General features: G+C 65.8%; 12 protein-coding genes. 2 read left to right on the top strand and 10 right to left on the bottom strand.

All coding sequences use genetic code 11. From position 1 onward, the window contains the following. Positions 1-6: 6 nt before the first annotated feature. The 4 genes from I6L45_RS10835 to I6L45_RS10820 all read right to left on the bottom strand — a co-directional run bounded on the left by I6L45_RS10835 (position 7) and on the right by I6L45_RS10820 (position 5,832). Positions 7-1,365, bottom strand: coding sequence for a CmpA/NrtA family ABC transporter substrate-binding protein (locus tag I6L45_RS10835; RefSeq protein ID WP_254204315.1), 1,359 nt, complete (start codon positions 1,363-1,365; stop codon positions 7-9). Between the two features lie 348 nt (positions 1,366-1,713). Further along, positions 1,714-2,298, bottom strand: a complete 585-nt coding sequence (locus I6L45_RS10830) for an ANTAR domain-containing response regulator (RefSeq protein WP_216982061.1) — start codon at positions 2,296-2,298, stop codon at positions 1,714-1,716. Positions 2,299-2,423: 125 nt separating this feature from the next. Beyond that, complete coding sequence (gene cobA, locus I6L45_RS10825) at positions 2,424-3,182, bottom strand: uroporphyrinogen-III C-methyltransferase (protein WP_216982060.1); 759 nt, start codon at positions 3,180-3,182, stop codon at positions 2,424-2,426. Between the two features lie 28 nt (positions 3,183-3,210). Next, positions 3,211-5,832, bottom strand: a complete 2,622-nt coding sequence (locus I6L45_RS10820; RefSeq protein ID WP_216982059.1) for a nitrate reductase — start codon at positions 5,830-5,832, stop codon at positions 3,211-3,213. A gap of 300 nt (positions 5,833-6,132) precedes the next feature. Between I6L45_RS10820 and I6L45_RS10815 the strand changes: the two genes are divergently transcribed. Continuing rightward, complete coding sequence (locus I6L45_RS10815; protein WP_254204314.1) at positions 6,133-6,657, top strand: RNA methyltransferase; 525 nt, start codon at positions 6,133-6,135, stop codon at positions 6,655-6,657. A 37-nt stretch (positions 6,658-6,694) separates the two neighbouring features. On the opposite strand, the gene I6L45_RS10810 is transcribed toward I6L45_RS10815, so the two are convergent. Continuing rightward, positions 6,695-7,459 (bottom strand): hypothetical protein, encoded by a 765-nt coding sequence (locus I6L45_RS10810; protein WP_216982058.1) that lies wholly within the window; start codon positions 7,457-7,459, stop codon positions 6,695-6,697. Positions 7,460-7,646: 187 nt separating this feature from the next. On the opposite strand from I6L45_RS10810, the gene I6L45_RS10805 reads away from it, so the two are divergent. Next, positions 7,647-8,078 (top strand): universal stress protein, encoded by a 432-nt coding sequence (locus tag I6L45_RS10805; protein ID WP_043762376.1) that lies wholly within the window; start codon positions 7,647-7,649, stop codon positions 8,076-8,078. Positions 8,079-8,204: 126 nt separating this feature from the next. Here the strand turns inward: I6L45_RS10805 and I6L45_RS10800 are convergent, their stop codons facing one another. The 5 genes from I6L45_RS10800 to frsA all read right to left on the bottom strand — a co-directional run bounded on the left by I6L45_RS10800 (position 8,205) and on the right by frsA (position 13,248). Continuing rightward, positions 8,205-8,840, bottom strand: coding sequence for a murein L,D-transpeptidase catalytic domain family protein (locus I6L45_RS10800; RefSeq protein WP_216982057.1), 636 nt, complete (start codon positions 8,838-8,840; stop codon positions 8,205-8,207). Positions 8,841-8,996: 156 nt separating this feature from the next. Further along, positions 8,997-10,250 carry a glutamate-5-semialdehyde dehydrogenase gene (locus I6L45_RS10795; RefSeq protein ID WP_216982056.1) on the bottom strand — a complete coding sequence of 418 codons (1,254 nt, stop codon included), beginning with the start codon at positions 10,248-10,250 and terminating at the stop codon, positions 8,997-8,999. 33 nt (positions 10,251-10,283) lie between these two features. After that, positions 10,284-11,387, bottom strand: a complete 1,104-nt coding sequence (gene proB, locus I6L45_RS10790; protein WP_043762379.1) for a glutamate 5-kinase — start codon at positions 11,385-11,387, stop codon at positions 10,284-10,286. A 137-nt stretch (positions 11,388-11,524) separates the two neighbouring features. Further along, positions 11,525-11,917: a sigma factor-binding protein Crl gene (crl, locus tag I6L45_RS10785; protein WP_216982055.1), complete on the bottom strand. Its 393-nt coding sequence runs from the start codon at positions 11,915-11,917 to the stop codon at positions 11,525-11,527. Between the two features lie 62 nt (positions 11,918-11,979). Continuing rightward, positions 11,980-13,248, bottom strand: a complete 1,269-nt coding sequence (frsA, locus tag I6L45_RS10780; RefSeq protein WP_216982054.1) for an esterase FrsA — start codon at positions 13,246-13,248, stop codon at positions 11,980-11,982. Between the last annotated feature and the right edge of the window lie 74 nt (positions 13,249-13,322).

The raw sequence follows: 13,322 nt of genomic DNA, 5'->3' as shown, positions 1-13,322 counted from the left end.
CCTTGCTCATTGCACCCGCTCATCGCCCTTGAGGCCGATGGCGAACTGCTGCAGATAGGCGTTGGGGTGGCGGCCGTCATAGATGAGGCCGTCGATGAAGCCATCCTGGGGGCCGCGATAGCCCTGCTCGCTGGCAAAGTCGGGGAAGTCCTGCGCCTTGAGCTTGCCCTCGGCGATGAGGGCCTCCGCCGCCTGGCGATAGACGTCCGGTCGATAGACCGCCTTGGCCACCTGCTCGAACCAGGCGTCCGGCTTGGCCTCGGGGATCTGGCCCCAGCGCCGCATCTGGGTCAGGTACCAGATGGCGTCGGAGTAGTAGGGATAGGTGGCGTGATGGCGGAAGAAGACGTTGAAATCCGGCACCTGGCGCTTGTCCCCCCTGGCGTACTCGAAGGTGCCCGTCATGGAGTTCGCGATCACCTGCTCGTCCGCCCCCACATACTCGGGTTTGGCCAGCAGCTTGGCCGCCTCGCGCCGGTTGCCGTTCTGCTCCGCATCCAGCCACCAGGCCGCCCGCAGCAGAGCCTTCACCAGCCGGACATGGGTGTTGGGGTGGCGCTCGGCCCACTCCCGGGTGACGCCGAACACCTTCTCCGGGTTGTTGCGCCAGATCTCGTGATCCGTGATGACGGGCACCCCTATGCCCTTGGCGACCGCCTGCTGGTTCCAGGGCTCACCCACGCTGTAGCCGGCGATGGTGCCCGCCTCCAGGGTGGCTGGCATCTGGGGCGGCGGCGTCACCGACAACAGCACGTCGGCCTGGCGCTGGCCCGAGTTGTCGCCCAGCTTAGGCGCATAGAAGCCGGGGTGCAGGCCGCCTGCCGCCAGCCAGTACCTGAGCTCGTAGTTGTGGGGGGAGACGGGGAACACCATCCCCATGTTGAAGGGCTTGCCCGCCTGGCGGTAGTCCGCCACCACGGGCTTGAGGGCGGCGGCGCTCACCGGGGTCGGTACCTGACCCGCCTGTGGCCTGGGCAGCTGGGGCGCCATGGCGGCCCAGACGCTGTTGGCCACCGTGATGGCGTTGCCGTTGAGATCCATGGCGAAGGCCGTCACCAGCTCGGCCTGGGTGCCGATGCCGATGTGGGCGGCCAGGGGCTGGCCCGCCAGCATCTGGGCGCCATCCAGCTCGCCGTCTATCACCCGATCCAGCAGGATCTTCCAGTTTGCCTGGGCCTCCAGGGTGACATAGAGCCCCTCGTCCTCGAAATAGCCCCGCTCGTAGGCCACCGCCAGCGGCGCCATGTCGGTCAGCTTGATGAAGCCGAGCCTGAGCTCCTCCTGCTCGGGGGCACCCACCGCGGCCAGCGCCGGCAGCGACAGCGCCACCAGCAGCAATCCCGCACATCCTTGTCGTCCGTTCATTCCAGTCCCTCGCTCGGTTCACTCTTCCCGGCGGTCGCGCCGCGCTCTTAGGGGTAGCAGCGCCACCTCGTTGCAGCGCTGCGACCCGTCAGGCGAGTCGCGACCAAAAAAAAGCCCCACCGATCCGGGATCGGTGAGGCTTCTTTGCCCTGTTGCGGAGGAATGGCCATATGGCCCTTTCCTGCCCGCTGTCTCTTCACTTGCTATCGTGTATTCGGTTATTCACTTTCCGTGCCAGCTCTGCCAGGGCCCGCCAGACGGGCTTTCGCCCCTCCCATCTCGCCCTCGCCACCCCGAATTTGCCTCAATTAGGCGCAACTGCACCAAAACGGTTGGGCACCGGGACGTTCAGGCGGGCAGCGCCTGCAGCAGTTGCTGCGCGAGCTCCCCCAGGCTCAGGTGGCGGTTCATGGCGGTGCTGCGCATCAGGCGGTAGGCCTGCTCCTCGTCCAGCCCCTGATGGCGCATCAGGCGCCCCTTGGCCTGCTCGATGAGCCGCCGCTCCACCAGCTTCTGGCGCAGCTCGCTCTCGGTCTGCTGCAGGGCCTGTACCATGGCAAGCTGGCTGCGGGCGAGGCGCAGCCACTGCTCCACCGGCTCCCGCTCACCGCAAGGGTGGGGCACCAGCAGCACTCCTTGCTGCAACAGGGCGAGCTGGGTGTCGCCCCCGAGCCGCTCGCAGAACAGCAGGCGCGGCAGGCCGGGCCAGAGGGAGAGGCCGAGGCGCACCTCGGCGCCGAATTGGCGGCAACTGATGATGAGGGCGTCCCCCTGAGCCGTCGGCGTCAGCAACTGACGGCTGTCGAGGATCCTGGGCTGATGGCCGTAATGGCTGACCAGCAGGGCCAGGCGGTTGGCCTGACCCGGTTCGTCGGCGTGGATCAGCAGGCGAGAAGCGGGGCCGTCCTGGCCCCAGGGGGAAAAAGTAGTCATGGCACTCCTTGCCAACGGCTATTGCGATTCATCTGGCAAAAATGCCGCAACATGAGGGCCAACTCTTTGAATCTACCTCCTTTTTATCTATCTGGAGGTAGTGGAGGTAGAGAGGGATAGAGCCCTCAGGCCACCCGTTCCAGCGCCTGGTTCAGCAGGGCCTGCAGCTCGGTGCGCAGCCGCACCACCTCCCCCATGATGATCAGCACCGGGCTCTGGCCCAGCAGGGCACTTGCCGCCTCTTCCAGCGCCTCCAGCCGGGTGTGATGCACCTGCTGGCGCCCACTGCAACCGGCGACCACCAGCGCCACCGGCAGATCCCCGCAGGCCCCCGCCCCCAGCAGCCCCTGCCGGATCCGTGCCGCGCGCTCCAGCCCCATGTAGAAGACCAGGGTGTGGCCGGCCCGGGTCAGCCCCTGCCAGCCCTGGTAGTCCCGCTCGTCCATCTGGTGGCCCGTCACCAGGGTCAGGGAGCGGGCCAGCCCCCTGTGGGTCAGGGGAATGAAGGTGCTGGCGGCGCACCCCAGGGCCGCGGTGATGCCGGGCACCAGCTCGGCCTCGATGCCGTGGCGGGCCAGGTGCAGCGCCTCCTCGCCGCCCCGGCCGAACACCAGGGGGTCCCCTCCTTTGAGGCGCACCACCCGCTTGCCGGTGCGGGCCAGGGCCAGCAGCAGGGCGTTGATCTCCTCCTGGGTCGGACTCGGCTCTCCGCAGCGCTTGCCCACGTCGAAGCGGGCCGCCCCCCGGGGAATACGGGCCAGGATCTCGCTCCCCACCAGGCGGTCATAGACCACCACCTCCGCCGCCTCCAGACGTTGCAGGGCGCGCAGGGTCAACAACTCGAGGGGACCGGGCCCCGCTCCCACCAGACTGATTTGGCTCATTTCACGCTCCTTGTGTCCTGGCACCGCACTAAGCGGATGCCAGGAAAACATGTTTGATCAACAGCTTGTCGATTTCAGGCAGGCAGGTGCCGCAGTTGCTGCCGCAGCCGAGCAGGGCCTGCAGCCCCGCCAGCTCGCTCACCCCCTGCCGGGTGATGGCATCGACGATGCGCTCTTCCGATACCCGCAGACAGGAGCAGACCAGGCGGCTCTCTCCCGCCAGGGCCTGGCTCAGGGTCTGGCTCAGTCCCCCCGCCTGCAGCGGGGTACCGAGCAGGCTCGCCAGCAGATCGACCTTGATCGAGGGGCGCCGCGCCGCCACCAGCAGGATCCCCTCGATGCGATCCCCCGCCAGGGCCACGGCCAGCCAGCCCTCTTTCAGGGGCAGCCTGAGCCAGTGCCCCTGCTCTCCCAGCCGCTGCCACAGGATCGCCGGGCTGTCGGACCAGGAGGCCAGCAGGGTGCAGTTGCCCTCGGGCAGGGGGCGCCTGGCCCACCAGTCCACCGGCTCGCGCCACTCATGGCGGCCGCACCAGAGCCCCTCCCAGCGGGTAGGCTGCGCCCTGGCCTGCACCCGCCCCTGCTTGAACATGGGCTGGCCGGAGAGGGGGTCCACCACGGGGGGGATGAGGCGGTTGACCGCCCCCTGACTGCACTGGCTGTCGGTCCAGTGCATGGGCAGGAAGGCTTCCCCCTCCCTGAGCCCCTCGTCCAGACCCGCCAGCAGCAGCGCCTCCCCGAGCCCGTTGCCAAGGCGCACCAGATCCCCCTCCCGCACACCGAGCGCCAGCAGGCTGGCCGCCCCCATCCGCACCCGGGGCCAGGGCTCGGCCTCCTGCAACCGGGGCACATGGCCGGTGCGGGTCATGGTGTGCCACTGATCCCGCAACCGGCCGCTGTTGAGGAGCAGGGGGAGCTCCTCCTCCAGCCCGGCGCCCTGCTGCGGCGGGAAGTGCTGGGCCAGGGGCAGCAGGCGGGCCCGGCCATCCGGGGTGGCGAAGCGGCCATCCTCGAACAGGCGATCACGCCCCTTGGGCCAGCGGGCGTTGACGGGCCAGCGCAGGGGCTCCAGGGCCTCGAATTCGGCGCGGGTGAGCCCCGCCAGGCCCGAGATGTCGAACTGACGCTCCCCCGCATTCTCGAACCCCGACAGGGCGGCGTGCTCGCAGAAGATGTCGTGCTCGTGCTCATAGGCGAACCCCTCCCCAAAGCCGAGCCGGCGGGCAATCTGGGTTAGCGCCCACCAATCAGGCCTGGCCTCCCCCGGCAGGGGCAGGAAGGCGCGCTGGCGGCTGATGGTGCGCTCGGAGTTGGTGACGGTGCCGCTCTTCTCCCCCCAGGCGGCGGCGGGCAGCAGCAGGTGGGCGAGTCGCGCCGTGTCGGTGTTGGCCGTCACCTCGGAGACCACCAGCAGCTCGCAGCGACTCAGGGCTTCGCGCACCCGGTTGCCGTCCGGCAGGGAGACCGCCGGATTGGTGCCGAGCACCCAGAGCGCACGGATCTCCCCCCGGTGCACCGCCTCGAACAGCTCGACCGCCTTGTGCCCCGGCCCGCGCACTATGGTCGGGCTCTGCCAGAAACGCTGCACCCGGTCGCACTCGGCCTCGCCAAAGCCCATGTGGGCGGCGAGCTGGGTCGCGAGCCCCCCCACCTCGCGCCCTCCCATGGCGTTGGGCTGCCCCGTCATGGAGAAGGGGGCCGCTCCCGGCTTGCCGATGCGGCCGCACATCAGGTGGGCGTTGAGGATGGCGTTGGCCTTGTCCACCCCCTGGTTGGACTGGTTGATCCCCTGGCAGAACAGGGTGACGGTCTTGGGGGTGCGGGCAAACAGCTGGTAGAAGCCGAGCAGATCGCTGCGGGAGAGGCCGCAGCTGCGGGCCACCTCGTCCAGCTGCCAGGCGGGATCGTCCAGCGCCGCCGCCAGCGCCTCGAAGCCGCTCACGTGCTGCGCCACATAATCCTTGTCCCAGCCATCGACATCGAGCAGGTAGCGGCACAGGCCGTTCCAGAGCGTCACGTCGCTGCCGGGCTTGAGCGCCAGGTGGAGATCCCCCTGCTCCGCCGTCATGGTACGGCGGGGATCCAGCACCACCAGTCTGAGCCCGGGGCGGCGCGCCCGCGCCTGCTGCAGGCGACGGAACAGCACGGGGTGTGTCCAGGCGGTGTTGGCCCCGGTCAGCACCACCAGATCGGCGAGCTCGAGATCCTCGTAGCAGGCGGGCACCAGATCCTCCCCGAAGGCGCGCTGATGGGCCACCACCGCCGAGGACATGCAGAGCCGGGAGTTGGTGTCCACGTTGGCACTGCCGAGATACCCCTTCATCAGCTTGTTGGCGACGTAGTAGTCCTCCGTGGTGAGCTGGCCCGACAGATAGAGGCCGATGGCTTCGGGCCCCGACTCCTTCGCTATGGTGGCCAGGCGCGCCGCCAGGGTGTCCAGGGCCTCTTCCCAGCCGATGCGCTGCCCCATCCAGCGCGGATAGAGCAGGCGATCCGGGAACGCCAGGCTCTCCAGCAGGCTGGCCCCCTTGACGCACAGGGCGCCGCCATTGGCCGGATGCTGCTCATCCCCCTGCAGTTGCCACTCATCCCCCTCCCGGTTCAGCCGGATGCCGCACCCCACTCCACAATAGGCACAGGTGGTCTTCATTCCCTTGCTCCTTGTCACCGACAACCTCCGGGGCTGCCTCATTGCCATGGCCCATAAAAAAGCGTCCGCCCCCCTGCGGGGACGGACGCCTTTGTCCGGATGCCTCATCGTCTTGTATGGGAAAGTGACTGCAAACCCCGCGCCAGGATGCAGGGCCGCTCTCCACGGGGCACAGAGACGCTGGCCTGCGCCGGGACGGTGCAACTGCTCCCTTGTTGGGCCCGTCCGGCGGGAGAGAGCGCCACGCGCTGGGCAAGGGGCGCGGCGGGGGTATAATGCGCCGCCACAGAGGAGAGCGAGATGAAAGTGTCAGAGAAGGGCGAAGCCGGGCAGCTCAGGACCGATGATCGGGAGGGATGCGACTATTGCGCCATCGGGCTGGTCAATCCCAAGTCCCCGGAGAACGTGGGCGCCGTGATGCGGGCCGCCGGCTGCTACGGGGCGGACGAGGTCTACTACACCGGGCAGCGCTTCGAGCTGGCGAGGCGGTTTGTCACCGATACCAAGCAGATGGTGGAGAAGATCCCCCTGCTCGGGGTCGAGGAGCTGCTGGACTTCGTGCCCGAGGGGTGTACCCCGGTGCTGGTGGATCTCATCGAGGGGGCCACCTCCCTGCCGGACTATGTGCACCCGGCGCGGGCTTTCTACATCTTCGGCCCGGAGGATGGCACCCTGGAGCCCGCCCGTTTCGCGGCGGTGAAGGAGGTGATCTATGTGCCCACAAAGGGGTGCATGAACCTGGCGGCCTCGGTCAACGTCATCCTCTACGACCGCCTGGCCAAGGGGTTGAGAGCCCAGGGCCGGGAGCCGAACGCCGAGGGCTGACCAGGAGAGAGAACCAGCCCGGCCAGCCGTACAGGGGTCATCTGCCCGGCGGCGGCGCCTTGCGCGCCCTCGCCTCCTGCTCCCGGATAAAGTCCCGGTAATAGTCGTAGAGCCGGTTCTCCCGGTAGATCTCCGCCAGTTTCCCCCCCGTCAGCAGGGCATGCATGGCGGGATCCCAGAGCGCTTTCAACAGCCTGCCTTTCTCGGTGTCGGCAAAAATGGGGTAAGTCGGGATCCAGTGCAGGAAGACCTGCGCCAGCTCGGGAGGGAGGGCCCCCTTGGGATAGAGGGCGTCGTCGGTCAGGTAGTAGCGGTAGCGCCCCTTCATCAGCAGTTGCAGCGCCATGTCGTGGTTATCTATCTCGTGCCAGTTCATGGCGACCGGGATGAACTTGTCGAAGGCCCAGCCCCGCAGCCAGAGCACTTCCTGCCCTTTCAGGCTTTGCACACCAGTCCAGTGCGGCAGCCAGCGCTTCTGCATCAGCACGGTCACATGGTCGGCCGAGTCGGGGTAATCCGGTTGATGGACCCCAGACACCTCGCCCCGATAGACCCCCATCGCCATGTCCCCTCCCTTCTGGGAGACCTGCGCCAGCGCCCGCTTGTAGGGCACCAGATGGGATACCACGACATAACCCCGGGGTTCATAGATGGCGCGTACCACGTCCAGATAGACCCCCTCGCCATCCTGCTGACAAAAGCCGGGCCAGTCATCGCAATAGACGTGTATGGTATCGGCCCGGACGGGCAAGACGAACAACAGACAGCACAACAGACAGCACAACAGGAGCAGACGAACCATGTGTTTCCTCGGTGGTGTGGCGGGCGCCAAACGCCAGACGGCACATTCAGGCTTACAGATAGCATAGAAAATTGCCGGTACCACCGGAGATTTTCCTCATTTTGCGAGCGGGTCGAGGGTTATTGTCCCCTCGTTCGGTATGATGAAAACAAGATTCATTAGCAGCCCAACCTGAAGGGAGATTCTCATGCCAACCATCAAATCCCTGCTCTGCCCCGTCGACTTTTCCGAGATGTCCAAGGCCGTGCTCGACTACGCCGTCTTCATGGCCACCAGCCACCAGGCCGAGCTCAAGCTGGTTCACGTGGTCGATCAGCTGCACGGTTTCGACAGCTACAAGATCCTGCACATGACGGCCATCGAGATCACCCACGAGATGGAGCGCCAGGCCAAGAGCCAGCTCAAGGAGCTGGTAGCCTGCCTGCCAATTCCGGCCACCTTCGAGGTGCGCTTCGGTCGCGCCGCCGACGAGATCGTTATCCAGGCGAAGGAGGACAAGGTGGACCTGCTGGTCATGGGCAGCCACGGCCGCTCCGGCATCAGCCATCTGCTGGTGGGCAGCGTGGCCGAATCCGTGGTACGCCACGCCCCCTGCCCGGTGCTGGTGGTGCGCAAGTAACCCCCCACCCGAGACGCGAAGGCCAGCATATGCTGGCCTTTTTGCTCTTTGCTGGTCGGAACGTTTGCCTCAGTACCGGCTCACGAGTGGTGACGAGAGGCCGCCAGCAAGATCGTGGAGTGCTTCTCAGCCGTGGGCGTAGATGACGCTCCCCCCCTTGATGGTGTCGATGATGGCCCTGGACTGCTCCCGCGGCAGGGCGGGACAACCCCAGCTGCGACCCAGCTTGTCAAACTTGCGCAGGTGTTTGGGGCTCGCATAGTCCGCCCCGTGTACCACGATGGCCCGCTTGCGGGCATTGCTGTTCTTGCCCGGGCTGAGGCCGTCCAGACGCAGGGAGTAGCCGTGCTTGCCCTGGTAGGTCTCGGCGGTGCGATAGACCCCGAGGGAGCTCTGCCGGGAGTTCATCTGGTTGGAAAACTGGCGGGCCGCCAGCTCCCCCGAGTTGCGCCCGTGGCTGACCCAGGTGTGATAGAGCAGCTTGTGGCGCTTGACGTCGATGACGAACAGCCGGCGCATGGTCGAGGGCTTGCTGTAGTCGATGATGGTGAGGATGGGCTTTCGCTTGTGACGCACGCTCTGATAACCATCGAGGGCCTGGCGAAACACCTTCTTGTCCAGCTTGCCCGCCAGCCCGAGCTGGCGATAGAGATCCTGATCCCAGCTGGCGTGACTGGCGCTGCTGAACCAGAGCGCCCCCAGCAGCAAGGGCAGGCTCAGCCAGAGACGGCCCAGCCATCCGCTTACATAGTGTCGCTTCATCCTTGAAGTCGCTCCCCGTTCAGCCGATAGTCCGGCGCCCTGAAAGACGCCACCTCTCGCTGGATAGTTATATGCAAGCCACTGATTGCGCGCAATAAAAAACCATAAAAATGCCGACCAGGGTCGGCATTCAGAGCGGCATGGCGAAACAACGGATCAGGCACGGCTCAGGTAATCCGCCTGGCCGACCCACTTGTAGCTGGTGAGCTCGGTCAGCCCCATGGGGCCACGCGCATGCAGCATCTGGGTCGAGACCGCCACCTCGGCGCCGAGGCCAAACTGGCCGCCGTCGGTGAAACGGGTAGAAGCGTTGACATAAACGGCCGCCGAGCCGGCGCCGTTGACGAAGCGCTCGGCGTTGACGAGGGAGTTGGTCAGGATGGCGTCGGAGTGACCCGCGTTGTGCTCGCGCATATGGGCGAGCGCCTCGTTGACGTCGGCCACCAGCTTGACCCCCAGGGTCAGCCCCAGCCACTCGGTGTCGAAGTCTTCCGGCCCCGCCTCGCACAGGTTGTCGGCCCCGGCCAGCAGCGTCATGGCATTGGGGGCGGCCACCAGGGTCACCTTGCGCTCGTTCATGAGCGCCACCAGCTGCGGCAAGAAGGTAGCGGCCACCTTCTCGTGAACCAGCAGGGTATCGAGGGCATTGCAGGCGGAGGGGCGCTGCACCTTGGCGTTGTCGATGACCGCCAGGGAGCGCACCAGATCGGCGCTCTCGTCCACGAAGATGTGACTGATGCCGAAGCCGCCGATGATGACCGGGATGGAGCTGTTCTCCTTGCACATCTTGTGCAAGCCTGCGCCGCCGCGGGGGATGATCATGTCCACGTAGCGATCCAGACGCAGCAGCTCGCCGACCAGCGCCCGATCCGGGTTATCGATGTATTGCACCGCCGCCTCGGGCAGGCCGGAGGCGGCCAGCGCATGCTGGATCACCCGCACCAGCTCCAGATTGGAGTGGAAGGTCTCCCGGCCACCGCGCAGTATGCTGGCGTTGCCGGTCTTGAGGCAGAGGCTGGCGATGTCGATGGTGACATTGGGGCGCGCCTCGTAGATGACGCCGATGACGCCGATGGGCACCCGGCGGCGGGAGAGGCGCAGGCCGTTCTCCAGTACCCGGCTGTCGATTTCGGCACCGACCGGATCGTCCAGGGTGATCACCTTGCGCACATCCGCGACGATACCGGCCAGCCGGGCCGGGTTGAGCAGCAGGCGATCCAGCATGGCATCAGTCAGCCCCGCCTCGCGCCCCGCGGCGATATCTTTCTCGTTGGCCGCCAGGATCTGGTGACTGCGCGCCTCCAGTTCATCGGCGATGGCGGCCAGCGCCCGGTTCTTCTGCGCCGTGCTGACGGTGGCCAGCTGATAGGCCGCCTCGCGGGCCGCCAGCCCCATTTTCTCCAGACTCATAACGTCATCCTTTTTCTCTTTCATCGGTGCGGCTTACAGCAGCACCATATCATCCCGGTGAATGGCCACGGCACCATAGCCGTAACCCAAGACCTGTTCGATGTTGTCCGAATGGACGCCGCGCAAGCGGTCGAGCTCGAGGTGGTCATAACGGCAGATGCCGCGCGCCAGCTCGCTCCCCTTGGGATCCAGGATGCGCACCACGTCACCGCGCACGAAATCCCCCTTGACCGCCACTATGCCCTTGGGCAGCAGGCTGGAGCCTTTCTCCTGCATGGCGGCCACGGCGCCCTGATCCACATGCACCTCCCCATGGGGGGGCGGGCCCGCCAGGATCCAGCTCTTGCGCCCTTCCAGGGGCGACGCCAGCGCCGGGAACAGGGTACCCACCCGCTCCCCTGCGGCGAGGCGACCGATCACTTCCGGGATCTGGCCGGTGGCGATCACCACGTCCACCCCAGCCCGGCGTGCCACGTCGGCCGCCTGCAGCTTGGTGGCCATGCCGCCGGTGCCAAGGCCGCTGACGCTGTCGCCGGCAAGGGACCTCAGGGTGTCATCTATGGTCTGCACCTCTTCGATGAGCTGGGCATCCGGGTTGGTGCGCGGATCCGCGGTGAAGAGCCCCTTCTGGTCGGTCAGCAGGATCAGCAGGTCGGCGTCCGCCAGAATGGCGGCGCGAGCGGAGAGGTTGTCATTGTCCCCCACCTTGATCTCGGCGGTCGCCACCGCATCGTTCTCGTTGATAACGGGGATGATGCGGTGATCGAGCAGGGTGCGCAGGGTATCGCGAGCGTTGAGGTAGCGCTCCCTGTCTTCCAGATCGGCACGGGTCAGCAGCATCTGGCCGATGTGCAGCCCGTAGAGATTGAACAGGTCCTGCCACACCCGGATGAGCTGGGTCTGGCCAATCGCCGCCAGCATCTGCTTGTTCGGCAGGGTAGGCGCCAGTGGAGGGTGGCCCAGGTGTTCACGACCGGCGGCGATGGCCCCCGACGTGACCAGCACGACACGGTGTCCGTGTCGATGCAAGGCGGCACACTGCCTGACCAGCTCCACCATGTGGGCACGGTTGAGCCGGGCAGATCCCCCGGTGAGCACGCTGGTGCCCAGTTTGACGACTATGGTTCTGTTTTCCATGGGAACAAAGGGGTCAGAAAAGTAAGGAGTCCCTTTATACCCACGGCCCTGTTGCCCTGCAAGGCAATTAAGCCTTGTGCAAGGTGGTCGGGACAGGGGAGAAGCAGCCCCGCACAACGAGTGCGCGGGGCCAGGGGTCAGGCCGCCGTCACGCTCAGCTCGGCGGTCACCTGCTCGGCCGGCGACAGGGTGCACTCCAGCTGGGCCAGCTTGCCGCTGATAAGCTTGTAGAAGTGATGGAGGGTGCGCTCGACTTCTGCCTGGTGCTTCTTGGGCAGCGGCTTGTCGAGCCACTCCCCTTCCGCATTGTAGAAGCCGACCTGATAGTGATAGCTGAAGCGGTGATCCTCCTGCTCCAGCACCAGCCACCAGCCCCAGAATTCCCGCTTGTCAGGCGCCGGCTTGGCGCTGACGCAGACGGAAAGACAGTCGAAGCGGTAGCGCCCCTCTTCGCACAGGTCTTCCCGCAAATAGGGGCCAATGGCCGCGAATTGCCGCAGCAATCGCTTATAGGTCACTCTCTCTGACATGCTAACCTCCCTGTTGAACAAGCCATACCATCACACGATGATGTTACATTTTTAGTTTTATATCATGTACATAAGTGCTTCTTGAGCCAATCAACCGTCTCCTTGAGCGCCTCGTCATAGACCTCGAGCAGCGGTTGCTTGTCAAACACCACCGCCTTGCCATTGCGGCTGGCGGCGGCCAGAGCCCGGACATCCTGCTCGGGACAAATAAAATCTTTCTTGTGCCCGATACTCAATATCGGCACGGAAGTGCGGCTCCCCAGCAACCCCTGGGTCTTGAGGGAGAAGACCTGGCACTTGGTGCGCAGCAGATCCCACTGGGCAGCATCTGCTCCCAGACGGTTCGCCAGCCCGTCCCGCATCATGCGCGGGCAGCGGGCAAACATCTCCTGGTTGGTAAACACCTGGTTGATACCGGCACCGATGCAGACCACGGTCCGAAGCTTGAAGGGCTCGACGAAGGCGAGGCGGGCCGCCACGTTGCCTGCCAGCCTGAACCCCACCATGGCGATACGCTGGTGATCGACCCAGGCTACCTCGGAGAGGTAGTTGAGCACCGCCTGGTGAAGGCGGCTGGTGTCCTGCACCAGGGGCCAGTGTTCGGCATAGCCCGTGCCCGGCATGTCCAGCGACAGCATGCCGATGCCGTGGGGCTCGAGGCACTTGAAATAGAAGTTGAGGAAGTCGACCTGGAGCGAGTCGATGCCGCCGCTGACGATGACCAGGGGAACCGGTCTGTCGGTGGTGGGCAGGTGCAGATACCCCTGGATGGTCTTGCCCCGGAACGGGACCTGCAGCTCCTTGAGGGGCACCTTGAACAGGCGTCCGGCCTCGCGATAGGCCATGTTGCCAAGCAACTGGGCCTGATCCGCCAGCTCGTCGTGCTTGAGGTGGGGGTAACTCGCGATGGAGTAGTAGCGCACCGCCTTGAGCAAGCTTTTCAGGGCGGCGGACCGCTCACCCTGTGCCACCAGCTCGCGACCCCGGTTGAAGTAGCGGCCGGCAAGCTGGCTCCATTCGTAGACCCAGTTGCCGGGCACGTAGCCCTTGATAGTGTCCAGGTAACGCTCGTGGGTACGCTCCCCCTGCCCCATGGCGATCTGGGCCAGGGTCTGCTCCACCTCCACCGGATCGGCCCCCTGCCAGGCCCAGGTCGGGCGACGCAGCAGGCGGTACCAATGGGGGGACAGGGCGCCGTCGATGAAACTCTCGGTCAGCGAGCCATCCTGCTCGTCAACGGGGCTGGAGTTGGAGATTTCGGAGGTTTCCAATACCTTTTTGACCCGGGTAAATAGCTTTTCCGTCAGGTTGGTATCGTCGTTTGGTTCCAAGATGGTGGCTCTTCTGTCGCAAACAATGCTCCATCTTAACCACTTTTCAGGGCGGGCAGCCACACCAGAAACAC

The organism is Aeromonas sp. FDAARGOS 1415 (assembly GCF_019048365.1).
GTDB lineage: Bacteria > Pseudomonadota > Gammaproteobacteria > Enterobacterales > Aeromonadaceae > Aeromonas > Aeromonas taiwanensis.
The sequence above is the reverse complement of the archived record's forward strand: the minus strand, read 5'-3'. Positions and strand labels throughout refer to the sequence as shown.

What these genes read in the sequence shown, in the direction of transcription:
- I6L45_RS10815 (WP_254204314.1), top strand. Translation starts at nt 6,133, where the DNA reads ATGAAAGTGTCAGAGAAGGGCGAAGCCGGGCAGCTCAGGACCGATGAT.
- cobA (WP_216982060.1), bottom strand. Translation starts at nt 3,182, where the DNA reads ATGAGCCAAATCAGTCTGGTGGGAGCGGGGCCCGGTCCCCTCGAGTTG.
- I6L45_RS10830 (WP_216982061.1), bottom strand. Translation starts at nt 2,298, where the DNA reads ATGACTACTTTTTCCCCCTGGGGCCAGGACGGCCCCGCTTCTCGCCTG.
- I6L45_RS10795 (WP_216982056.1), bottom strand. Translation starts at nt 10,250, where the DNA reads ATGAGTCTGGAGAAAATGGGGCTGGCGGCCCGCGAGGCGGCCTATCAG.
- I6L45_RS10820 (WP_216982059.1), bottom strand. Translation starts at nt 5,832, where the DNA reads ATGAAGACCACCTGTGCCTATTGTGGAGTGGGGTGCGGCATCCGGCTG.
- I6L45_RS10805 (WP_043762376.1), top strand. Translation starts at nt 7,647, where the DNA reads ATGCCAACCATCAAATCCCTGCTCTGCCCCGTCGACTTTTCCGAGATG.
- crl (WP_216982055.1), bottom strand. Translation starts at nt 11,917, where the DNA reads ATGTCAGAGAGAGTGACCTATAAGCGATTGCTGCGGCAATTCGCGGCC.
- proB (WP_043762379.1), bottom strand. Translation starts at nt 11,387, where the DNA reads ATGGAAAACAGAACCATAGTCGTCAAACTGGGCACCAGCGTGCTCACC.
- I6L45_RS10800 (WP_216982057.1), bottom strand. Translation starts at nt 8,840, where the DNA reads ATGAAGCGACACTATGTAAGCGGATGGCTGGGCCGTCTCTGGCTGAGC.
- I6L45_RS10810 (WP_216982058.1), bottom strand. Translation starts at nt 7,459, where the DNA reads ATGGTTCGTCTGCTCCTGTTGTGCTGTCTGTTGTGCTGTCTGTTGTTC.
- I6L45_RS10835 (WP_254204315.1), bottom strand. Translation starts at nt 1,365, where the DNA reads ATGAACGGACGACAAGGATGTGCGGGATTGCTGCTGGTGGCGCTGTCG.